The organism is Streptomyces sp. NBC_01716, assembly GCF_036248275.1.
Taxonomy (GTDB): domain Bacteria; phylum Actinomycetota; class Actinomycetes; order Streptomycetales; family Streptomycetaceae; genus Streptomyces.
The window spans coordinates 3,169,340-3,189,544 of sequence record NZ_CP109181.1; the positions used below are offsets into that span (position 1 = coordinate 3,169,340).

20 protein-coding genes and 1 pseudogene are annotated in these 20,205 nt (G+C 71.0%); 9 read left to right on the forward strand and 12 right to left on the reverse strand.

Annotation, left to right across the window (positions count from 1 at the left end; all coding sequences use genetic code 11):
• Positions 1 to 18: 18 nt before the first annotated feature.
• Positions 19 to 435 (reverse strand): hypothetical protein, encoded by a 417-nt coding sequence (locus tag OIE74_RS13660; protein ID WP_329382581.1) that lies wholly within the window; start codon positions 433 to 435, stop codon positions 19 to 21.
• 104 nt (positions 436 to 539) lie between these two features.
• Here OIE74_RS13660 and OIE74_RS13665 point away from each other — a divergent pair.
• Positions 540 to 1,187 (forward strand): annotated as a pseudogene (locus OIE74_RS13665) (uridine kinase); the annotation flags it as partial.
• Positions 1,188 to 1,556: 369 nt separating this feature from the next.
• On the opposite strand, the gene OIE74_RS13670 reads toward OIE74_RS13665, so the two are convergent.
• A complete protein-coding gene (locus tag OIE74_RS13670; RefSeq protein ID WP_329382583.1) occupies positions 1,557 to 2,336 on the reverse strand; it encodes a SigE family RNA polymerase sigma factor in 780 nt (259 codons plus the stop codon).
• 193 nt (positions 2,337 to 2,529) lie between these two features.
• Between OIE74_RS13670 and afsQ1 the strand changes: the two genes are divergently transcribed.
• From afsQ1 to OIE74_RS13695, 5 genes are all read left to right on the forward strand, one after another.
• Positions 2,530 to 3,207, forward strand: a complete 678-nt coding sequence (gene afsQ1 / locus OIE74_RS13675; RefSeq protein WP_187280095.1) for a two-component system response regulator AfsQ1 — start codon at positions 2,530 to 2,532, stop codon at positions 3,205 to 3,207.
• A gap of 62 nt (positions 3,208 to 3,269) precedes the next feature.
• Positions 3,270 to 4,856, forward strand: a complete 1,587-nt coding sequence (locus tag OIE74_RS13680; RefSeq protein ID WP_443076350.1) for an ATP-binding protein — start codon at positions 3,270 to 3,272, stop codon at positions 4,854 to 4,856.
• Positions 4,853 to 5,473 (forward strand): hypothetical protein, encoded by a 621-nt coding sequence (locus OIE74_RS13685; protein WP_329382586.1) that lies wholly within the window; start codon positions 4,853 to 4,855, stop codon positions 5,471 to 5,473. The genes OIE74_RS13680 and OIE74_RS13685 overlap by 4 nt, the downstream gene beginning before the upstream one ends.
• Positions 5,474 to 5,609: 136 nt before the next feature.
• Complete coding sequence (locus OIE74_RS13690) at positions 5,610 to 6,200, forward strand: VanZ family protein (protein ID WP_329382589.1); 591 nt, start codon at positions 5,610 to 5,612, stop codon at positions 6,198 to 6,200.
• Between the two features lie 90 nt (positions 6,201 to 6,290).
• The gene (locus tag OIE74_RS13695; protein ID WP_329382592.1) at positions 6,291 to 6,494 is read left to right on the forward strand and encodes a PspC domain-containing protein; all 204 of its coding nucleotides are present in this window, start codon (positions 6,291 to 6,293) and stop codon (positions 6,492 to 6,494) included.
• A gap of 81 nt (positions 6,495 to 6,575) precedes the next feature.
• On the opposite strand, the gene OIE74_RS13700 is transcribed toward OIE74_RS13695, so the two are convergent.
• Both OIE74_RS13700 and OIE74_RS13705 read right to left on the reverse strand, forming a co-directional pair.
• Positions 6,576 to 6,905 (reverse strand): ATP-binding protein, encoded by a 330-nt coding sequence (locus OIE74_RS13700; RefSeq protein ID WP_329382595.1) that lies wholly within the window; start codon positions 6,903 to 6,905, stop codon positions 6,576 to 6,578.
• 138 nt (positions 6,906 to 7,043) lie between these two features.
• Entirely contained in the window at positions 7,044 to 8,189 is a 1,146-nt protein-coding gene (locus OIE74_RS13705) for an adenosine deaminase (RefSeq protein WP_329382597.1), read from the reverse strand.
• A 241-nt stretch (positions 8,190 to 8,430) separates the two neighbouring features.
• Between OIE74_RS13705 and OIE74_RS13710 the strand changes: the two genes are divergently transcribed.
• On the forward strand, positions 8,431 to 9,111 hold the full coding sequence (locus OIE74_RS13710; RefSeq protein ID WP_329392281.1) for an alpha/beta hydrolase: 681 nt from the start codon (positions 8,431 to 8,433) through the stop codon (positions 9,109 to 9,111).
• A gap of 39 nt (positions 9,112 to 9,150) precedes the next feature.
• Here the strand turns inward: OIE74_RS13710 and OIE74_RS13715 are convergent, their stop codons facing one another.
• Entirely contained in the window at positions 9,151 to 10,158 is a 1,008-nt protein-coding gene (locus OIE74_RS13715) for a LysR family transcriptional regulator (RefSeq protein WP_329382599.1), read from the reverse strand.
• A gap of 62 nt (positions 10,159 to 10,220) precedes the next feature.
• On the opposite strand from OIE74_RS13715, the gene OIE74_RS13720 reads away from it, so the two are divergent.
• Positions 10,221 to 11,528 (forward strand): MFS transporter, encoded by a 1,308-nt coding sequence (locus OIE74_RS13720; RefSeq protein ID WP_329382602.1) that lies wholly within the window; start codon positions 10,221 to 10,223, stop codon positions 11,526 to 11,528.
• Positions 11,529 to 11,638: 110 nt separating this feature from the next.
• Positions 11,639 to 12,637 (forward strand): sigma-70 family RNA polymerase sigma factor, encoded by a 999-nt coding sequence (locus OIE74_RS13725; protein ID WP_329382606.1) that lies wholly within the window; start codon positions 11,639 to 11,641, stop codon positions 12,635 to 12,637.
• Here the strand turns inward: OIE74_RS13725 and OIE74_RS13730 are convergent.
• The 7 genes from OIE74_RS13730 to OIE74_RS13760 form a co-directional block, all read right to left on the reverse strand.
• A complete protein-coding gene (locus OIE74_RS13730; RefSeq protein ID WP_329382610.1) occupies positions 12,602 to 12,967 on the reverse strand; it encodes an STAS domain-containing protein in 366 nt (121 codons plus the stop codon). The two genes, OIE74_RS13725 and OIE74_RS13730, sit on opposite strands and share 36 nt — an antisense overlap.
• A gap of 88 nt (positions 12,968 to 13,055) precedes the next feature.
• Positions 13,056 to 14,333, reverse strand: coding sequence for a thymidine phosphorylase (locus tag OIE74_RS13735; RefSeq protein ID WP_329382612.1), 1,278 nt, complete (start codon positions 14,331 to 14,333; stop codon positions 13,056 to 13,058).
• 30 nt (positions 14,334 to 14,363) lie between these two features.
• Positions 14,364 to 14,771 (reverse strand): cytidine deaminase, encoded by a 408-nt coding sequence (locus OIE74_RS13740; protein WP_329382616.1) that lies wholly within the window; start codon positions 14,769 to 14,771, stop codon positions 14,364 to 14,366.
• Positions 14,768 to 16,039, reverse strand: a complete 1,272-nt coding sequence (locus OIE74_RS13745) for an ABC transporter permease (protein WP_329382619.1) — start codon at positions 16,037 to 16,039, stop codon at positions 14,768 to 14,770. Before OIE74_RS13745 ends, OIE74_RS13740 begins: the two co-directional genes overlap by 4 nt.
• Positions 16,036 to 17,271, reverse strand: coding sequence for an ABC transporter permease (locus OIE74_RS13750; protein ID WP_443076105.1), 1,236 nt, complete (start codon positions 17,269 to 17,271; stop codon positions 16,036 to 16,038). The genes OIE74_RS13745 and OIE74_RS13750 overlap by 4 nt, the downstream gene beginning before the upstream one ends.
• Positions 17,268 to 18,797 carry an ABC transporter ATP-binding protein gene (locus tag OIE74_RS13755; RefSeq protein WP_329392282.1) on the reverse strand — a complete coding sequence of 510 codons (1,530 nt, stop codon included), beginning with the start codon at positions 18,795 to 18,797 and terminating at the stop codon, positions 17,268 to 17,270. Before OIE74_RS13755 ends, OIE74_RS13750 begins: the two co-directional genes overlap by 4 nt.
• Before the next feature lie 239 nt (positions 18,798 to 19,036).
• Complete coding sequence (locus OIE74_RS13760) at positions 19,037 to 20,086, reverse strand: BMP family lipoprotein (RefSeq protein ID WP_329382622.1); 1,050 nt, start codon at positions 20,084 to 20,086, stop codon at positions 19,037 to 19,039.
• Positions 20,087 to 20,205: the final 119 nt, after the last annotated feature.

A 20,205-nucleotide genomic window follows, 5' to 3' on the forward strand; every position in this document is an offset into this window, starting at 1 on the left:
CGCGCGGAGCGCCGACGCTCAGCCGGGCAGCAGCCCCGTCACCGGGCCGACGAGCGGCAGATCCTTGAGGCCGCCGCCCTTGGTGACGGAGTCCGTCAGCATGGCCGTGGACAGCGGCTTGAAGTCGGCGATCTGCGTGCCGACCGCGTTGTCCAGCGGGTCGACGCCCGTCTTGGCCAGCGGGTTGAGCTGGAGGTTCTTGACCGGGCCGAGGCCCCCGGCCAGGGAGTGCCCGAGGGCGCCCGCCAGGCCGTCGGTGGCGGCAGCCCCGGCCGCCGCGAGCTCGCTGTCGGGCCCCGACGCGGGCACGGGCGCGGCCGGCGCCGCCTGGGCCGCGGCGCCGCCGAGCCCGATCGCCGCGCCGGCCGCGGTGATCGTCAGCCCGGCGCGCAGCAGCGCGCGGCGCCGGGAGGTGGGAGCTGAATGACGTGCCATGGGATTCCTGACTGCGCGAAAGTGACGGGTAAGGGGAATGACACGCACAGTAGTTGAGAGGTGACGCTCGATACCACCGCCGTAGCCAGGGATCCCCTGTGCGGGTGTATGCCTCAGACTGGTGTCCCGTGAGTACCCAACGAACCGCCTCCGCGCGTGTCGTCCTGCTCGCGGGCCCCTCCGGCTCCGGCAAGTCGTCGCTCGCCGCCCGCGCGGGCCTGCCCGTGCTCCGTCTCGACGACTTCTACAAGGAGGGCGACGATCCGACGCTGCCACTGGTCTCCGGCAGCGCGGACATCGACTGGGACTCGGCGCTGTCCTGGGACGCGGACGCGGCGGTCGCCGCGATCCAGGAGCTGTGCCGTACGGGCCGTACGACCGTCCCGGTGTACTCGATCGCCACCAGCTCCCGCGTCGACACCGAGGAACTGGACACCGGCGGTGCGGGGCTGTTCGTCGCCGAGGGCATCTTCGCGGCCGATGTGGTGGCGCGCTGCCGGGAGTTGGGCGTCCTGGCCGACGCGCTGTGTCTGCGCGGGCGTCCCTCGACGACGTTCCGCCGCCGGCTGCTGCGGGATCTGCGCGAGGGCCGGAAGTCGGTGGCGTTCCTGCTGCGGCGGGGCTGGCGGCTGATGCGCGCGGAGCGCGGCATCGTCGCGCGCCAGACGGCGCTGGGGGCGTATCCCTGCGCGAAGGCGGAGGCGCTGACCCGGATCGCGGGCGCGGCGGCGGGCGGTGTCCGTCCCCGTACACCGAGGGACCACCCACCCACGCCCGCGCGCCCCGCGAACACCCGCCACTGGCCGTCCCGGCGCCGCGCACCTCCGCGCGGGCGGGTCCGAAGAACCCCTGAACACGGGAAGACCGCACAGGCCCCTGTCTGCCCGGCCGTGCTCGATCACCCCGTGCCCGCGCCTCGCCGCGCACACCCCGGCGCGGGCGCCGCAAAAAGCCCCCGGACGCGCGAAGACCGGACAGGCCCCCCAGCCCGTCCGGTCCTGCTCGGTGCACCCCCGTGCCCCCGTGCCCTGCACCCGCCGTCTCCCCCGAGACGGCAGTCCCTCCCCCGGTCCCCCGTTCCCCCCGGTCCCGCTCCCCCGGTGTTACATCCCCCGCCGCCTTCAGGCCACCAGCTCGCCGAAGGACTCTTCCTCGTCACGTCCGAAGCTGAGGACCTCGTCCTCGCGCAGCCGGCGGAGCGACCGCCAGATGCTCGACTTCACCGTGCCGACACTGATGTCGAGGATCTCCGCGATCTCGGGATCGGTGCGGCCCTCGTAGTAGCGCAGCACCAGCATCGTGCGCTGCGTCTCGGGAAGGCGCGAGAGCGCCTGCCAGAGCACCGTGCGCAGCTCCGTGCCGCGCATCGCGTCGGTGTCGCCGACCGTCTCCGGCAGCTCCTCCGTCGGGTACTCGTTGAGCTTGCGCCTGCGCCACGCGCTGATGTGCAGGTTGGTCATCGTCCGGCGGAGATAGCCGCCGACGGCCGCCTTGTCGCTGATCCGGTCCCAGGCGCGGTAGGTGGAGAAGAGCGCGCTCTGGAGCAGGTCCTCGGCCTCGAAGCGGTCGCCGGTCAGGTGGTAGGCGGTCGCGTACAGAGAGGCCCGGCGCTCCTGGACGTAGGCGGTGAACGCCGTCTCGGCGTCCATGGCCTCCGTTCCCGCGGTGCGCTCCCCCGTGGCCTCTCCGTACGCTTGGCCCTCGTTCCCCCGTCCCTCGGCGTCGTCCGCCGTGGACTTGTGCGCCGCGTCGACCACCGCGATGTACGGCGGCCGGTGCTGGCGCCCGGCGCCGCGAACGCACCCCCGCCCGTTCACGGCGCCGGACTTCTCGGTGCTCCGTGCGACGTCGTGGAGACGCGTGATAACTGCGCTTGAGGCCGTGCTGTGCAGTGAGTTCATCTCGCGCCCCCCGTCGGCTGGAGTCTGTTGCTTTCCGTCTGCCCAAGAGATTGCCGGGCCAGTTTCATGGGCCTGTCCGCCGACTGTCACAGGCCTGTCACAGGGGTTCTGGATCTTGGCGGGAGATGTGGCGGAACTGTGGGAGCGCTCCGACTGTCGAACTGTGGTCCCCCCATGGGCCAGAATGACCCCTGTGCCTTTCCTGTTGCTGATCGAGGACGACGACGCCATCCGCACGGCCCTCGAACTCTCGTTGTCACGCCAGGGCCACCGAGTGGCCACTGCGGCGACGGGAGAGGACGGCCTGAATCTGCTGCGAGAACAGCGGCCAGACCTGATCGTTCTGGATGTGATGCTGCCCGGTATCGACGGTTTCGAGGTGTGCCGTCGGATCAGGCGGACCGACCAGTTGCCGATCATCCTGCTGACAGCGCGCAGCGACGACATCGATGTGGTCGTCGGGCTCGAATCCGGCGCGGACGACTATGTGGTCAAGCCCGTGCAGGGCCGGGTGCTCGACGCCCGTATCCGTGCCGTACTGCGGCGCGGGGAACGGGAGTCGACCGATTCGGCGACCTTCGGGAGCCTGGTCATCGACCGTTCCGCGATGACCGTCACGAAGAACGGTGACGATCTCCAGCTCACGCCGACCGAGCTGCGGCTGCTTCTGGAGCTGAGCCGGCGACCCGGCCAGGCGCTGTCCCGGCAGCAGTTGCTGCGACTGGTGTGGGAGCACGACTATCTCGGCGACTCACGGCTGGTCGACGCCTGTGTGCAGCGGCTTCGCGCGAAGGTCGAGGACATCCCCTCGTCGCCGACGCTGATCCGTACGGTACGAGGCGTGGGCTACCGGCTGGACGCGCCTTCGTGAGCAGCCAGGAACCCACACCGGCCAGATCCACGAACAGCCCCGACGGACCGGACAGTCCAGACATAGCGGACGGATCCCAGGAGGATGCCGGGGACGCGGCGGCCGGGCGGCGTACGCGCAAGAGGGCGTTTCTCGCCGGGCTGCGCTGGACGAGTCTGCGGCTGAGGCTGGTCGTCGTCTTCGGGGCGGTCGCGCTGACCGCCGCCGTCTCGGCGTCCGGGATCGCGTACTGGCTCAACCGCGAGTCGGTGCTCTCCCGTACGCAGACGTCCGCGCTCAAGGACTTCAAGCAGGAGATGCGGGACAAGGCGGCGCAGCTGCCGCTGCGGCCGACCCAGCCCGAACTGGAATACACGGCGCAGCAGATGGCCAGGGGCAGCGCCGGGTTCAGTGTGCTGCTGATCGGTGAGCGCGCCGAGGGCAAGCCGGTCGTCGGGGTCTCCGACCAGGACGCGTTCACGCTGGACGACGTGCCGAAGTCGTTGCAGACCGCGGTCAACGACCGGCAGAAGGTGACATCGGGCAACACGTCGCCGTACCACATCTTCTGGCAGCGCACCCAGCGCGGACAGACGCCGTATCTGGTCGGCGGCACCCGGATCGTCGGGGGCGGGCCGACCGGTTACGTCTTCCTCTCCCTCGAACAGGAGCGGGAGGATCTCAACGCGCTTGCGTGGTCGCTGGCGATCGCGACGGGCCTGGCTCTCGTCGGGTCCGCGCTGCTCGCGCAGGCGGCGGCCACCACCGTACTGAAGCCGGTGCAGCGGCTCGGTCACGCCGCGCGGCAGCTCGGCGAGGGCAAGTTCGACACCCGGCTGCGGGTGTCGGGGACGGACGAACTGGCCGATCTGTCACGGACGTTCAACAACGCCGCCGCCTCCCTCCAGAAGAAGATCGACGACATGAGCGCGCGCGAGGAGTCGAGCCGGCGCTTCGTCGCCGACATGTCGCACGAGCTGCGCACCCCGCTGACCGCGCTGACGGCGGTGACCGAGGTGCTGGAGGACGAGGCGGACACGCTCGACCCGATGATCGCGCCCGCTGTGACGCTGGTGGTGAGCGAGACCCGCAGGCTCAACGACCTCGTGGAGAACCTGATGGAGGTGACCCGCTTCGACGCGGGCACCGCCCGGCTCGTCCTCGACGACGTCGACGTCGCCGACCAGGTCACCGCCTGTATCGACGCGCGGGCCTGGCTGGACGCGGTGGAGCTGGACGCCGAGCGCGGGATGATGGCCCGCCTCGATCCGCGCCGGCTCGATGTGATCCTGGCGAATCTGATCGGCAACGCGCTCAAGCACGGCGGTTCGCCGGTGCGGGTCTCGGTGCGCGCGGTCGGCCGGGAGCTGGTCATCGAGGTACGGGACAACGGCCCCGGCATTCCGGAGGACGTACTGCCGCACGTCTTCGACCGCTTCTACAAGGCGAGCGCGTCCCGGCCGAGGTCCGAGGGCAGCGGTCTGGGGCTGTCCATCGCGATGGAGAACGCGCACATCCACGGAGGCGACATCACCGCGGCCAACGCGCCCGACGGCGGGGCGGTGTTCGTCCTGCGGCTGCCGCTCGACGACTCGGAGGACGCCGGCGACGAGGACGAGCGCGGGCACGGGCACGGGAGCGCGCGGGGAGAGGGGGGCGAGGAGCAGTGAGGTCGAGAACACCGGCCGGCCGGCCGGTCGCCGTACTCGCGGGAGCGCTCGCGCTGGCGGGCGCCGTGGGCGGCTGCGGCATCAGGACGACCACGGTGCCGGTGGACGCGGGCGCCGCGCCCTCACGGGTGCCCTGCGAGGTCTCCGAGGGCAATCTGACCACCCAGGCGCAGCCGGGCGCCGCGGTCAGGGTCTATCTGGTGTGCGGGTCGGAGCTGGTGCCGGTGGAGCGCGCCGCGGCGATCCCGGCCGACAAGTCGCGCAGTGACCGTTTGCAGGTGGCCCAGGCGCTGGTGGACGAGTTGGAGGAGCGGCCGTCGTCCACGGAGCAGGAGGCGGGCTTCACGACGTACGTACGCGGGCCGCTGGCCGTCTCCGAGGCCCGCGCGGGCGATCCGCTCGGCACGCTGCGCCTCAGCCGTCAGCCGGAGGACCTGCCGACGGCCGCGCTGGCGCAGCTCGTGTGCACGCTCATCGAGGGCACGGCGACGGACGGCTCGGTGGTGCTGGGCGGGCCGGGGGCGTACGAGGCGCGCGGGTACCGGTGCGACGACGACACCAAGCGGCGGCCCGACGTGACCGTGCCGACGACGGGGCCGCTTCCGTCCGCTTCCTGAGGAGGCGGGCGCGGCGGGGGGTGCGGCTCCGGGCAGAGGGAGCAGGGCGGGGCCTTCCGGGTGACACCCGTCTCACGTGGCCCTCCTTTTGGAACTCGCCGGAACCGATTCCGGCGGTGGCCGCGTCTTGTGGTTCGTGCAGCGCCAAGGTCAGAGCGGCAGTGCCGCTTTCCGCTTCCGCGTGGCGGGGGTCATCCTCCTCCTCGCGCATCTGCTGCTCGTCGCGTGGCTGACGTTGCGCCCACTGGACGTGGTGTGGGTGACCGCGGCGAACCTGGAGCCGCTCGCGGGCATCAAAGCCGATCTCGCGCTCGGGGCGCCGCAGGCGGTCCGGCGGATCGGCGAGGGGCTTCTGCTGCTGGCCCCTCTCGGGGTTCTCCTCCCCATGGTGGACGGGAAGCTGTCCGTCTCGCCGCTGGCGTCGCTGGCCCGCACGGTGGCCGCCGGGGCGTTCGTCTCGCTGGGGATCGAACTGCTCCAGACCGGCATCCCCGGGCAGGTCGTCGACGTGGACTCGCTGCTGCTCAACACGGTCGGGGTGGGGCTCGCGCATCTGCTGGTCGTCCCCGCCGGACGGGCGAGGCTGCGGCGCGTACGGGGCCGTGGGCGCCGGCCGGCACCGGCCAGGGCTCCGAAGGAGGCGGCCCTACTACCCGAGGGTGACCCGGTGGATGGGGCTCCTCAGGGGACGCCCCCGACGATTACCAGGGTCGGCATCGCCCCGTAGAGCGACGCTTCGTCCGGTGCTCCCCGGCGACCATTGAGTCAGCGGGAGCACATCTGGAGGCTCCCCCACGGACTCGCGAAGGAGCCCATCATGTCTGCGATTGCCCGCCCCCGTGAGGGTCGCATGATCGGTGGAGTGTGCGCGGCGCTGGCACGGCGCTTCGGCACCTCCGCGAACACCATGCGTGTGATCTTCCTGGCCTCGTGTCTGCTGCCCGGCCCGCAGTTCCTGCTCTACCTGGCGCTGTGGGCGTTCCTGCCGAGCCAGAAGACCGCGGCGGACACCGCCTGGTAGATCCTTGGTTACGGATGTGAGGCGGGGCCCCACCCGGTGATCCGGGTGGGGCCCCGCACTCTCCGCGTACGGCCGGCTGTCCTAGCTGAGGGGCAGCGTGCCGAGCGGGAGACCGCCCAGCAGGCCCGTGAGGGGGTTGGCGGTGAGGGCGGAGAGCGCCATGGGGGCGGCCTGCTGGACCGTACCGAGGCCGCTGCCGACCCCGCTGCGGGCGGCTGTCAGGCCCTCGGTGGTGCCGTCGGGGAGACCGCTGGTGAGGGATTCCGTCGGCAGGTTCTTGGTGACGCTGTCCAGGGCGGACCCGGTGTCCGGGGCGGCGGGCGCGGCGGCGGATGCGTTACCGGCGGCGGTGGCGGCGAAGGCGGCACCGAGAGCGGCGACGCCGAGTGTCTTGGCAGCGGACTGCTTCATAGGAGATGTCGTCCCTTGGGGAATGGGGAATGTGAGCGGCTCCGCAAGTTAGCCATCGCCGCGCACCGCCCGCAAACACCTCGAAGCGGGCCGGACTCCGTGTCCCGGCCCGCTTCTTCACGGCTCTTTTCTCCCCGCTCAGCCGAGAGAATCGCTGGTCGTGGCGGTTTGCGTGAACAGCCATTCAGATTTCAACTCGGCGTATCCGGGCTTGATCACGTCGTTGATCATGGCCAGTCTTTCATCGAAAGGAATGAATGCTGATTTCATCGCATTGACCGAGAACCACTGCATGTCGTCGAGCGTGTAGTCGAACGCCTCGACCAGCAGCTCGAATTCACGGCTCATGCTCGTGCCGCTCATGAGGCGGTTGTCGGTGTTCACGGTCGCCCGGAAATGCAGTTCGCGCAGCAGGCCGATGGGGTGCTCCGCGATCGAAGCGGCGGCGCCGGTCTGGAGGTTGGAGCTCGGGCAGAGCTCCAGCGGGATGCGCTTGTCGCGTACGTAGGAGGCGAGCCGCCCGAGCGTCACCGAGCCGTCGTCGGCGACCTCGATGTCGTCGATGATGCGCACGCCGTGGCCGAGCCTGTCGGCGCCGCACCATTGCAGGGCCTGCCAGATCGACGGGAGGCCGAACGCCTCGCCCGCGTGGATGGTGAAGTGGTTGTTCTCGCGCTTCAGGAACTCGAACGCGTCGAGGTGACGGGTGGGCGGGAAGCCCGCCTCCGCGCCCGCGATGTCGAAGCCGACGACGCCCGAGTCCCGGTAGCGGTTGGCCAGTTCGGCGATCTCCAGGGCGCGGGCCGCGTGCCGCATCGCGGTCAGCAGGGCGCCGACGCGGATACGGCGGCCGGCCTGGCGGGCCCGGCGCTCGCCTTCCTTGAAGCCCTCGTTGACGGCCTCCACGACCTCTTCGAGGCTGAGGCCGCCCTCCAGGTGCTGCTCGGGGGCGTACCGCACCTCCGCGTAGACGACGCCGTCCGACGCCAGGTCCTCGGCGCACTCGGCGGCGACCCGGACGAGGGCGTCGCGGGTCTGCATGACGGCGCAGGTGTGCGCGAACGTCTCCAGATACCGCTCCAGCGAGCCGGAGTCGGCCGCTTCCCGGAACCAGAGACCGAGCTTGTCGGGCTCCGTCTCGGGAAGGCCCTCGTAGCCCGCCTCACGGGCGAGTTCGACGATCGTGCCCGGACGCAGACCCCCGTCGAGATGGTCGTGGAGGAGCACCTTGGGGGCGCGGCGGATCTGGTCGGCCGTAAGCGGTCGGTAGGTCTGGCTCGTCATCTTCGCAGCCTATCTCCTACGCGCGTAGAAGACCGGTTGCCGATACCCAACAGTGACCGTGCGTAGGGGCGACGTACACCTCACCTTCTGAGACTGTTCTGCTATGGGACAGCACGAGGTTCCCGGCCCCGGCGGGCGCGCGCCGGGCCGCGGCGCGCGGATGCGCGGGCGTCGTACGGAGTCACAGGCCCGGCTGGGGCGGGCGGTCTCCGCGCCGGCCTCGCCACGGGAGGTCGGCGGGGTGGTTCTCGTACTGCCGCCGGGCGAACTCATATCCGCACGTGGGCCGTCCGCCGTCGCCTACGCGTCGATGCTGCCGCTGGCGCGGAGGCTGGCCCGCGCGGGCGCGCGCGAGGGCCTGCGGGTGCACATGGTCCGCTACCGCTCGCGCGGCTGGAACGGCGCCGACGCGCAGCTCTCGGCGGACGCCGGGTGGGCCGCGGAGGAGGTCGTACGGCGCTACGGCGACGTACCGGTCTGTCTCGCCGGGCACGGCATGGGCGGCCGGGCCGCGCTGCGGGCCGCCGGGCACCCGGCCGTCAGCTCGGTGCTCGCGATGGCGCCCTGGCTGCCGGACGCGACGGCGGGCGACGAGCCGGAGCCGGTGACCCAACTCGCGGGCAGGCAGGTGCTGATCGTGCACGGCACCGACGACGAGCGCAGCGACCCCGAGCTGTCCTTCCGGCTGGCGGAGCGGGCCAGGAAGGCCAACCGGCACACCTGCCGCTTCGAGGTCCACTCGGACGGCCACGCGCTTCGCCAGCATCACGGTGAAGTCCTGGCGCTGGCGGCGGACTTCGTCGTGGGGGCGCTGCTCACGCGGACGTACTCGCGGCCGGTCGCGGACGCGCTGGCCGCGCCGCCGCCGCTGGGGCTGCGGATGCCGCTCGCGGCGGGCTTCGGGCGGTCGCTGCGTCCGTAAGGGCGTAAGGGCGTAAGGACCGTACTGGCCGAACTGGCGTCAGTCGGGGAGCAGATGGCCCCGGCGGGAGAGCAGGAAGCGCTTGAAGGCCGCCACCGGCGGGGTGTCGGGGTGGCCGTCGAGCCAGGCGACGCCGACCTCGCGTACGGCGCGGGGCGCGGTGACGGTCAGCTCCACGACGCCGGGGCGCGCCACCGCCGGGGGCGGCAGCAGCGCGACGCCGAGGCCCGCCGCGACCAGTCCGCGCAGGGTCTCGGCCTCCTCGCCCTCGAAGGCGACGCGGGGGCGGAACCCGGCCGCCTCGCAGAGGTCGTCGGTGATGCGGCGCAGCCCGTAACCCGGTTCGAGGGTCACGAACGTCTCGTCGGACGCCTCGGCGAGACGGATGCGTCTGCGGCCGGCCAGCCGGTGGTCGTCGGGGACGACGAGGCGCAGCCGCTGTTCGTCCAGGCGGCGGGCCACCAGGTCGGGGGCCTCGGGGATCGGGGAGGTGAGGCAGAGGTCCAGCTCGCCCGCGCGGAGGCGTTCGATCATCGCCTCGCCGTAGTTCTGGACGAGCTGGAAGCGGACGCGCGGATGGTCCGCGCGGAAGGCGCGGATCAGCTCGGGGACGGTTTCGGAGCCCATGGTGTGCAGAAAGCCGAAGGCGACCTTGCCCGACGCGGGGTCGGCGTCGGCGCGTACGGATTCGGCCGCCCGTTCCACCTCGGCGAGCGCGCCTTCTACGGAGGTGAGGAAGGCGCGGCCGGCGGGGGTGAGTGAGACGGTACGGCCCTTGCGGGCGAACAGGGCGACTCCCAGGTCCTGTTCGAGCCTGACCATCGCGCGCGAGAGCGTGGACTGCGGGACGTTCATCTCGTGCGCGGCGCGGGTGACGTGCTCGTGGCGTGCGACGCCCGCGAACTGGGCGAGCCGGGGCGCGAGCAGCGCGGACCAGGACTCGGGGTCGAGTTCGGCGGTGGGCGGGGCGGCCGGGTTCGACGGGGTGATGTCTTGCGCGTAACTGCTCGATGACAGCCGGGGTCCGGACCTGCGTTGATGCACCATGGGAACGATTATGGCGATTCCATGCATTGGACGCATCAGATCGGGGTCCGTACGTTCGTCGTATGCCCCACCTCAGTACAGAGGCGCCCGTCGCGACGGGCGCCCTCGCCTCCGAGTCCGTCACACCTTCGACCGCCGGTCCCCTGAGCCGCGATCCCCTGACTCCCGGCCGCCCCGGCTACCGCCGGATGAGCTTCGGCCTCTTCGCCGCCGGGGTCGCGGCCTTCGCGCTGCTCTACTCCACGCAGGCGCTGCTGCCCGCCATCTCCGCCGACCTCGGGGTGAGCGCGGGCCGGGCCAGTTGGACGGTGTCGGCCGCCACGGGCGCGCTCGCCCTCTTCGTACTGCCGCTCAGCGCGCTGTCCGAACGCTTCGGCCGGCGCACCCTGATGACCGTGTCGCTGACGGTCGCGGTGGCCGTCGGACTGCTCGTGCCGTTCGCGCCGAGCCTGGAGTGGCTGATCGCGCTGCGCGCGGTCCAGGGCGCGGCGCTGGCCGGGCTGCCCGCGTCCGCGATGGCGTATCTCGCCGAGGAGGTACGGCCCAGGGCACTGGTCGGCGCGATCGGGCTGTTCGTCGCGGGCAACAGCATCGGCGGCATGAGCGGCCGGATCGTGGCCGGCTGGATCAGCCAGGCGTGGGGCTGGCGCGCCGCGCTCGCGGTGGTCGGGCTGATCGCGCTGGTGTGCGTGGTGGTCTTCCGCGTACTGCTCCCCAGGGCCCGCAACTTCACGCCGGCGACGCTGAACCCGCTCGAACTGACGAGGACCGTCGGCCGTCATCTCGCCGATCCGCTGCTGCGCAGGCTGTACGCGATCGGCGCGCTGTTCATGACCGTGTTCGGCGCCGTCTACACGGCGATCGGATTCCGGCTCGTGGCCGAGCCGTTCAACCTCCCGCAGGGCGTGATCGGTTCGATCTTCCTCGTCTATCTCGTCGGTACGGTCTCGTCGGCCGCCGCCGGGAAGCTGGTGGGCCGGCTCGGCCGGCGCGGCGCCCTGTATCTGGCGGTCGGCACGACCGCGGCGGGTCTGCTGTTGTCGCTCGCCGACTCGCTCGGCGCCGTACTGCTCGGCCTGGTCCTGATCACGGCGGGCTTCTTCGCGGGCCACGCGGTCGCCTCGTCGGCCGTGAGCCGGACGGCGAAGACAGGCCGCGCGCAGGCGTCGGCGCTCTACCAGAGCGCGTACTACGTGGGCAGCAGCGCGGGCGGCACGCTGGGCGCCGTGGCGTTCCACGCGGGCGGCTGGGGGGCGACGGTGGCGCTCGGGCTGGCCGCGGTGCTCGGTGTGGTCTCGGTGACGCTGTACGGGACGCACGCGGCCCGTCAGGAGCGGCGGGCCCTCGCGGTGGCGCCGGGGCGCCGGTGACCTGAGGCGCCCGCGCCGGACCAGGCGGTTCTCGCCGTGGCGGGGCGATTGTCAGTGGGCTGCGGTAGCTTCCGGGGACTGGTTCCAAATGGGGCGACTGGGGTGACCCGATGAGTGATCTGGCAACACATGAGGATCTTGACGCACGGCTGGAGAAGCACCGGAGCGAGCTGACCGGGTACTGCTACCGGATGCTGGGCTCCGCCTTCGAGGCCGAGGACGCCGTGCAGGACACGATGGTGCGCGCCTGGCGCAGCTTCGAGAAGTTCGAGGGCCGGTCGTCGCTGCGCTCGTGGCTCTACCGCATCGCGACGAACGTGTGCCTGGACATGCTGAACGCGGGCAATCGACGAGCCAGGCCGATGGATCTCACGGAGGCGACCCCGGTGTCCCAGGCGAAGCTGAACTCACGTCCGGAGGTCACCTGGCTGGAGCCGGTCCCCGACGGCCGGGTGCTGCCCTCCGTGATCGACCCCGCCGAGACGGCGGTGGAGCGGGAGACGATCCGGCTCGCCTTCGTCGCCGCGCTCCAGCATCTGCCCCCGAAGCAGCGGGCCGTGCTGATCCTGCGCGAGGTGCTGGCGTGGAAGGCGAGCGAGGTCGCCGAGCTGCTGGAGACGACGGTCGCCTCGGTCAACAGCGCGCTCCAGCGGGCCCGCGCGACGATCGCCGAGTCGCAGCCGGCGTCGACCGACGCGTCGGACCCGCTGGACGAGGAGCAGAAGGCGCTCCTGGAGCGCTATGTGGCCGCGTTCGAGGGCTATGACATGAAGGCGCTGACCGCGCTCCTCCATGAGGACGCGACGCTCTCCATGCCCCCGTACGACCTGTGGCTGCGCGGGCACGAGAACATCGTGGGCTGGATGCTCGGTGTCGGCGAGGTCTGCCGCGGTTCCAAGCTGGTGCCCACCGTCGCCAACGGCACGCCCGCCTTCGCGCACTACCACCCGAGCGCGGACGGCGACGGGTACACACCGTGGGCGCTCATGGTCATCGAGATCAGGGACGGCAAGGTCACGGGGATCAACTCGTTCCTGGACACCGAGCGTTGGTTCCCGCTGTTCGACCTGCCGTCACGGCTGGAGAAGGACCACAACCAGCGCCTGTGAGGGGGGATCCGGGCCCGTCTCCACCGGGCCGCGGCGTGGCTCGCCGGGCCGGAGGACGTCCGTCAGGCCGACGAGTTCCAGCAGCAGGAGCAGCTCGGGCCCCGCGCCCCGCAGTCGGATGCGGCAGCCGTGGCCGCGGGCGACCAGTTGCAGCCGGGCGAGGGCGTTCACGGTGGCCACGGTCGGCCTGCCGAGCGCGCCGACGTCGCAGACCGCGTCGGTGGCGTCGCTGTCCTTGAGCCGCGCGGCCAACTGGTCGCAGAGCCCCGGGACATCGGCCGCGGTGATCGGTCCGCGCAGGGCGAGGAGGATCGTGCTGGTGGCTTCCACACCCGTTGAGACCGGCGCGGGGGCCCGAACTCATCGCATCGGCCCGGACACGGCCCGTGCGGATGCCGTCCCCTGGACGCGCGGCCCCTCAGGCGATCCGGTCCAGCACGATCGGGGGCGCGGTGAACGCGGTTCCCGCCGGGGCGATGTCGTACGCCGCCGTCAGCGCTTCGAGCGCGTAGTCGAACTTTTCCGCGGTGTCGGTGTGCAGCGTGAGCAGCGGCTGCCCCGCCGTCACCGGGTCACCCGGCTTGGCGTGCAGCTCCACGCCCGCCCCCGCCTGGACCGCGTCCTCCTTGCGGGCGCGGCCCGCGCCCAGGCGCCAGGCGGCGACGCCGACGTCGTACGCGTCGAGCCGGGTCAGCACACCGGAGGACGGTGCGGTGACCACCTGGTGCTCGCGCGCCACCGGGAGGGCCGCGTCCGGGTCACCGCCCTGGGCCGCGATCATCCGGCGCCAGACGTCCATGGCCGAGCCGTCGGCCAGCGCCTTGGCCGGGTCGGTGTCCGGCAGCCCGGCGGCGTCGAGCATCTCGCGCGCCAGGGCCAGCGTCAGCTCGACCACATCGGCCGGGCCGCCGCCCGCGAGGACCTCCACCGACTCGCGTACCTCCAGGGCGTTGCCCGCGGTCAGGCCGAGCGGGGTCGCCATGTCGGTGAGCAGCGCCACGGTCCGTACGCCGTGGTCGGTGCCGAGGCCGACCATCGTCGCGGCCAGCTCGCGCGCGTCCTCGACCGTCTTCATGAAGGCGCCGGAGCCGACCTTGACGTCCAGGACGAGTGAGCCGGTGCCCTCGGCGATCTTCTTCGACATGATCGAGGAGGCGATGAGCGGGATCGCCTCGACGGTGCCGGTGACATCGCGCAGCGCGTACAGCTTCTTGTCGGCGGGGGCCAGACCGTCACCGGCGGCGCAGATCACGGCGCCGACCGAGTCCAGCACCTTGAGCATCTCCGCGTTGGAGACGCCGGCGCGCCAGCCGGGGATGGACTCCAGCTTGTCGAGGGTGCCGCCGGTGTGGCCGAGGCCGCGTCCGCTCAGCTGCGGAACGGCCGCGCCGCAGGCGGCCACCAGCGGGGCGAGCGGCAGAGTGATCTTGTCGCCGACGCCGCCCGTGGAGTGCTTGTCGGCGGTGGGGCGGGAGAGCGAGGAGAAGTCCATGCGCTCGCCGGAGGCGATCATGGCGGCGGTCCAGTGGGCGATCTCCGTGCGGTTCATGCCGTTCAGCAGGATCGCCATCGCGAGGGCCGACATCTGCTCGTCGGCGACAGCGCCGCGCGTGTAGGCGTCGATGACCCAGTCGATCTGCTCGGGGCTCAGCTCGCCGCGGTCCCGCTTGGTGCGGATGACGGAGATGACGTCCATGGTTTTCCTCAGGGCGGGGGCGAGTGGGGGTTATCCGAGGTGCTGCCGGCCGAAGGCCTGGGGCAGCATCTCGGAGAGCGGGAGGATCCCGGCGGGGGTCTCCAGCAGCAGGCCGGGGCCGCCGGATTCGGAGAGCAGCTGACGGCAGCGGCCGCATGGCACGAGCACATCGCCCGCGCCGTCCACGCAGGTGAAGTGCGTGAGCCGGCCGCCGCCCGTCGCGTGGAGCTGGGAAACCAGCCCGCACTCGGCGCAGAGCCCGACGCCGTACGAGGCGTTCTCGACGTTGCAGCCGGTGACGGTCCTGCCGTCGTCCACGAGGGCGGCGGCGCCGACGGGATAGCCCGAATACGGCGCGTAGGCACGGGACATGGCGTCCCGGGCCGCCGCGCGCAGGGTCTCCCAGTCCATGCCCCCGCCGGCGTGGTCGTTCGTCATGTGCCTTGGCCTCTTCGATAGGTCATGCCGTTCGCCTTGGGCATCCGCAGCCGTTGCGCGGACAGGGCGAGGACGAGCAGCGTCGTGACATAGGGTGCGGCGTCGACGAACTGGCTCGGCACCTGGTCCGTCAGGGCGTACCAGACGAACAGCAGCGCCGCGACGGCCGCCGAGATCACGGCCGAGACGTAACGGCGCTTGTAGAGCTGCCAGCCCACGACGAGCACCAGCAGGATCGCCAGCAGGAGCAGCATCGCGTGTACGTTCTCGGCGCCGCCGCGCAGTTTGAGGCTGTCGGTGAAACCGAACAGTCCGGCGCCCAGCGCCATGCCGCCCGGCATCCAGTTGCCGAAGATCATCGCGGCGAGACCGATGTAACCGCGGCCGCCGGTCTGGTTCTCCTGGTAGATGCCGGTGGCGACGATCGCCAGGAACGCGCCGCCGAGGCCCGCGAGGCCGCCGGAGACGGTGACGGCGATGTACTTGTACTTGTAGACGTTCACGCCGAGCGTCTCGGCGGCTATCGGGTTCTCGCCGCAGGAGCGCAGCCGCAGCCCGAAGGACGTACGCCACAGGATCCACCAGGTGCCGGGGATCAGCAGCAGGGCGACGATCGTCAGCAGGGACAGGCCCGTCACCAGACCGCCGAGCACTCCGGCCAGGTCCGAGATCAGGAACCAGTGTTTCTGCTGGAGATCCACCAGCCCGTCGGAGAGTCCCGGAATGGTGATCTCGGTGATCGAGTCGATGCGCGGGGACTGCTTGGAGGAGCCGCCCGGCTCGTTGGCGAAGGTGAAGTTGGAGAGGTAGCGGGTCACGCCGACGGCGAGGATGTTGATGGCCACACCGGAGACGATGTGGTTCACGCCGAAGGTGACGGTGACGATCGCGTGCAGCAGACCGCCGAGCGCCCCGCCGAGGATGCCGAACAGCACACCGACCCAGGGGCCCCACTGGAAGCCGGCCCAGGCGCCGAACCAGGTGCCGAGGACCAGCATCCCTTCGAGGCCGATGTTGATGACGCCCGCGCGCTCGGCCCACAGGCCGCCGAGTCCGGCGAGGCCGATGGGTACGGCGAGTTCGAGCGCGCCGGCGACCTGTCCTACGGAGGTGATGTCCTCGGCGCCGCTGATGAGCCGGACCAGGGAGATCAGGGCAAGTCCGCCGGCGATGATCAGCAGGATCACGGGCAGGGTGAGCCTGCGCCGGCCGCCGCCCTTCTTGGGAGCCGCGCTCGCCGCGGTCACCGTGCTGGTGCTGGTGCTCACAGGACAGCCCCCTTGTCGTTCTTGTCATCGGAATCGGCGCCCGGCCCGGACCCAAGCCCGGACCCAAGCCCGGAGCCGGAGCCCGGCCCGGATCCGGCATCATCCGGCCCGGCACCCGGTCCCGGATCGGCCTCGGTCCGGATCGCGCCACCCGCCGCCAGTTCCTCGCCGACCTTCTGCTGCTGGCGGCGGAGCCCGTACCTGCGGACCAGTTCGTAGCTGACCACGACCGAGATCACGATCAGGCCCTGCATGATCGTCGCGATCTCCTTCTCGTACCCGAACTGGTCGAGAGAGGCGGACGACTTGTCGAGGAACGCGACCAGCAGCGCGCTGAACGCGATCCCCAGCGGGTGGTTACGGCCCAGCAGCGCGATGGTGATGCCGGTGAAGCCGATACCGGTGGGGAAGTCGAGGCTGTACGTGTGGGTGTCGCCGAGCAGCGTCGGCATACCGACCAGACCGGCGATCCCGCCGGAGATCAGCATCGACGTGAGGACCATCTTCTTGGCGTCGACGCCGGATGCCTGCGCGGCGCTCTCGCTGGCGCCGGTGGCGCGCAGGTCGAAGCCGAAGCGGGTGCGGCCGAGGACGAACCAGTAGATGACTCCGCAGAGCGCGGCGACGAAGGTGAAGCCGTAGATCTCGCCGGCCTCGGCGCCCATGGACAGTCCGGGGAACCAGCCGGACTCCGGGATCTCACCGGTGGTCAGGTTGTTGGAGCCGGGCGGCTGCTCGCCGAAGTTCTTCGGCAGGATCAGCCAGGCGACGAGGCTGGTCGCGATCGAGTTGAGCATGATCGTCGAGACGACCTCGCTCACCCCCCGCGTGGTCTTGAGGATGCCCGCGATCCCGGACCAGAAGGCGCCGACGAGCATCGCCGTGACGACGATGAGGGCGATCTGGAGCGGTCCCGGCAGGCTCACGCTGGCACCGACGAGCGCGGCCATCATCGCGGCGAGCCGGTACTGGCCGTCGACCCCGATGTTGAAGAGGTTCATCCGGAAGCCGACGGCGACGGCGAGCGCGGCGAGGTAGTACGTACCGGCCTGGTTGACGATCAGGACCTGTACGTCGACGTAGCTCGCCGACTCGAACATGATGCGGTACGGCTCCCACGGGTTGGTGCCCGAGACGAGCAGCACCACCGTGGTGAGGGCGATGGCGACGACCAGCGCGAGCACCGGGCCTGCCAGGCCCAGGATCAGCCGGTCCTTGTCGAACTTCTTCATCGGGCCTCGTCCTCCGGGGCTGCCTTCAGATGACCGCCGGCCGCGCCGGTCATGGCGGTGCCCAGCTCCTCCGGGGTGATGGTCGCGGGGTCCGCGTCGGCGACGAGCCTGCCGCGGTACATCACGCGCAGGGTGTCGGAGAGCCCGATCAGCTCGTCCAGGTCCGCGGAGATCAGCAGCACCGCGAGTCCGTCGCGGCGCGCGGCCTTGATCTGGTCCCAGATCTGGGCCTGCGCGCCGACGTCGACACCTCGCGTCGGATGGGCGGCGATCAGCAGCTTCGGGCTGTGGCTCATCTCGCGGCCGACGATCAGCTTCTGCTGGTTGCCGCCGGACAGGGACGCGGCCGTGACGTCGATGCCGGGGGTGCGGACGTCGTACTCGACCACGATGCGCCGGGTGTCGGTCCTGGCGGCCTTGGGGTCGAGGAGTCCGCGCCGGCTGTTGGGGCGCTCGGTGACATGGCCGAGGATGCGGTTCTCCCACAGGGGCGCCTCCAGCAGCAGCCCGTGCCGGTGCCGGTCCTCCGGGATGTAGCCGATGCCGCTCTCGCGGCGCTCGCGGGTGGGCGCGTGCGAGATGTCGGCGGTGCCGAGGGTGATCACACCGCCGTCGGGGTCGCGCAGGCCCATCAGCGTCTCGATCAGCTCGGTCTGCCCGTTGCCCTCGACGCCCGCGATGCCCAGGACCTCGCCGCGGTGGATGGTGAAGCCGATCTCGGCGAGCACCTCGCGTACGACCCCGTCGGAGTCGGTGGCGGTGAGCCGCAGGTCCGCGACGTCGAGCACCGGTATGCCGGTGACCGTCGACTCGCGGGTCTCGGGCGAGGGGAGTTCGGTGCCGACCATCAGCTCGGCGAGCTGCTTGGTGGTGGTGTTCGCGGGGTCGGCCGTGCCGACGGTCGTACCACGCCGGATGACGGTGATGTCGTCGGCGACGGAGAGCACCTCGCCCAGCTTGTGCGAGATGAAGATGACGGTGAGGCCCTCGGCCTTGAGCTCACGCAGGTTGTCGAAGAGCGCGTCGACCTCCTGCGGGACGAGCACCGCGGTGGGCTCGTCCAGGATGAGTATGCGGGCGCCCCGGTAGAGGACCTTGAGGATCTCCACGCGCTGGCGGTCGGCGACGCCGAGTTCCTCGACGAGGGCGTCGGGACGGACGCCGAGACCGTACGCGCCGGAGATCTCGTCGATCTTGTCCCGCGCCCCCTGGCCGATGCCGTGCAGCTTCTCGGCCCCCAGTACGACGTTCTCCAGGACCGTGAGGTTGTCGGCCAGCATGAAGTGCTGGTGCACCATGCCGATGCCGCGCGCGATGGCGTCGGCCGGGCTGTTGAAGGTGACCTGCGTGCCGTCGACGGTGATGGTCCCCTCGTCCGGCTTCTGCATGCCGTAGAGGATCTTCATCAGGGTCGACTTGCCGGCGCCGTTCTCACCGACGAGGGCGTGCACGGTGCCCTTGTCGACGGCGATGCCGATGTCGTGGTTGGCGACGACGCCGGGGAACCGCTTGGTGATGCCGTGCAGTTCTACGGCGGGGGGACTGCTGGACGCGTTGATGACGCACTCTCCTTGGCCGGAAAGGAGCTGGGGCTGGGCGGAGGGCAGGGCGGGGGTGAAGCTATCGCGCCGGAGGGGCGTCTACACGCGTAGCGCTGCCGAATCGTGAGGGTAGATCTTGCGGAGGAACCACTCCCGCTGTCGTGACCGGGGCCCGGAGCGGCGGCAGATACCGCCGTCGCTCCGGGCCCCGTGCACCACACTGGTTACGGAGCGGTCTTGACGGTGATCTTGCCGTCGATGATCTCCTGCTTGGCCTTGTCCACGGCGGCGGTCACCTCGGTCAGCTTGACGTAGGCCGGGTTGGTGTCGGTGAGGCCGACGCCGTCCTTGGCGAGGCCGTAGCGGATCTCACCGTTCTCCGGCTTGCCGTCCGCGACCGACTTGATCAGGTTGTAGACCGCGTCGGAGACGTCCTTGGTGGCGGAGGTCAGGATGCTGTCCTTGTACTGGGCGAGACCGGCCTGCTGGTACTGGTCGGAGTCGACGCCGATGCTCCACTTGCCCGCGGCCGAGACCGCCTCGATCGAGCCGGAGCCGGCCAGACCGGCCGCCGCGTAGATCACGTCGGCCTTCTTGTCGAGCTGGCCCTGGGCCGCGGCCTTGCCGAGGTCGGGCTTGGAGAAGCCGTCGAAGTTCGGCGGCTGGGTCAGGTACTGCGAGAGCACCTTCACCGAGGGGTCGGTGTCCTTGACACCCTGCGCGTAGCCCGCCTCGAACTTCTTTATCAGCGGGGTCTCGACACCGCCGATGAAGCCGACCGTCTTGGACTTGGTGGCCTTGGCCGCCGCGACACCGGCGAGGTAGGAACCCTGCTCCTCGTTGAAGACCATGTTGGCGATGTTGTCGCCGGTCACCGACGAGTCGTCGATTATGCCGAAGGTCGTCTTCGGGAACTTCGGGGCGACCTTCTTGATCGCCGGCGCGTACGCGAAACCAACACCGATCACCGGGTTGTTGCCGGAACGGGCCAGCTCGGTCAGACGCTGAATCTTGTCCGCGTCGGCCTCGCCGTCGGAGGGCTCGGCGTCGTTGCCCTTGACCTTGAGCTCCTTCTCGGCTTTCGCCAGACCCGCGTACGCGGCGTCGTTGAAGGACTGGTCACCTCGGCCACCGATGTCGTACGCGATGGCGACGCTTTTCTCCTTCGAGTCGGACGCGGCGTCCGACGAGGAGGTGTTGCCACACGCGGTGGCGGTGAGCGCGAGCGCCGCGGACGCGACGCCCACGGTTGCGATCCTGGTGATCCGGCGCAAGGGAGGCTCCTTCAAAGCGACCTAAGCGCCTCTTCACGGCGCTGGTTTCGCCGCGATCGTAACGCGCGTAGATGTCAGATAAAGCCCCGTACGGAAGCCGTTATCGGATCGTCGCGAAC

Excerpts from the sequence above, each read along its gene's own strand:
- OIE74_RS13660 (WP_329382581.1), bottom strand. The coding sequence starts at position 435 with ATGGCACGTCATTCAGCTCCCACCTCCCGGCGCCGCGCGCTGCTGCGC.
- OIE74_RS13670 (WP_329382583.1), bottom strand. The coding sequence starts at position 2,336 with ATGAACTCACTGCACAGCACGGCCTCAAGCGCAGTTATCACGCGTCTC.
- OIE74_RS13695 (WP_329382592.1), top strand. The coding sequence starts at position 6,291 with ATGTCTGCGATTGCCCGCCCCCGTGAGGGTCGCATGATCGGTGGAGTG.
- OIE74_RS13700 (WP_329382595.1), bottom strand. The coding sequence starts at position 6,905 with ATGAAGCAGTCCGCTGCCAAGACACTCGGCGTCGCCGCTCTCGGTGCC.
- OIE74_RS13705 (WP_329382597.1), bottom strand. The coding sequence starts at position 8,189 with ATGACGAGCCAGACCTACCGACCGCTTACGGCCGACCAGATCCGCCGC.
- OIE74_RS13715 (WP_329382599.1), bottom strand. The coding sequence starts at position 10,158 with ATGGTGCATCAACGCAGGTCCGGACCCCGGCTGTCATCGAGCAGTTAC.
- OIE74_RS13720 (WP_329382602.1), top strand. The coding sequence starts at position 10,221 with ATGCCCCACCTCAGTACAGAGGCGCCCGTCGCGACGGGCGCCCTCGCC.
- OIE74_RS13725 (WP_329382606.1), top strand. The coding sequence starts at position 11,639 with ATGAGTGATCTGGCAACACATGAGGATCTTGACGCACGGCTGGAGAAG.
- OIE74_RS13735 (WP_329382612.1), bottom strand. The coding sequence starts at position 14,333 with ATGGACGTCATCTCCGTCATCCGCACCAAGCGGGACCGCGGCGAGCTG.
- OIE74_RS13740 (WP_329382616.1), bottom strand. The coding sequence starts at position 14,771 with ATGACGAACGACCACGCCGGCGGGGGCATGGACTGGGAGACCCTGCGC.
- OIE74_RS13750 (WP_443076105.1), bottom strand. The coding sequence starts at position 17,271 with ATGAAGAAGTTCGACAAGGACCGGCTGATCCTGGGCCTGGCAGGCCCG.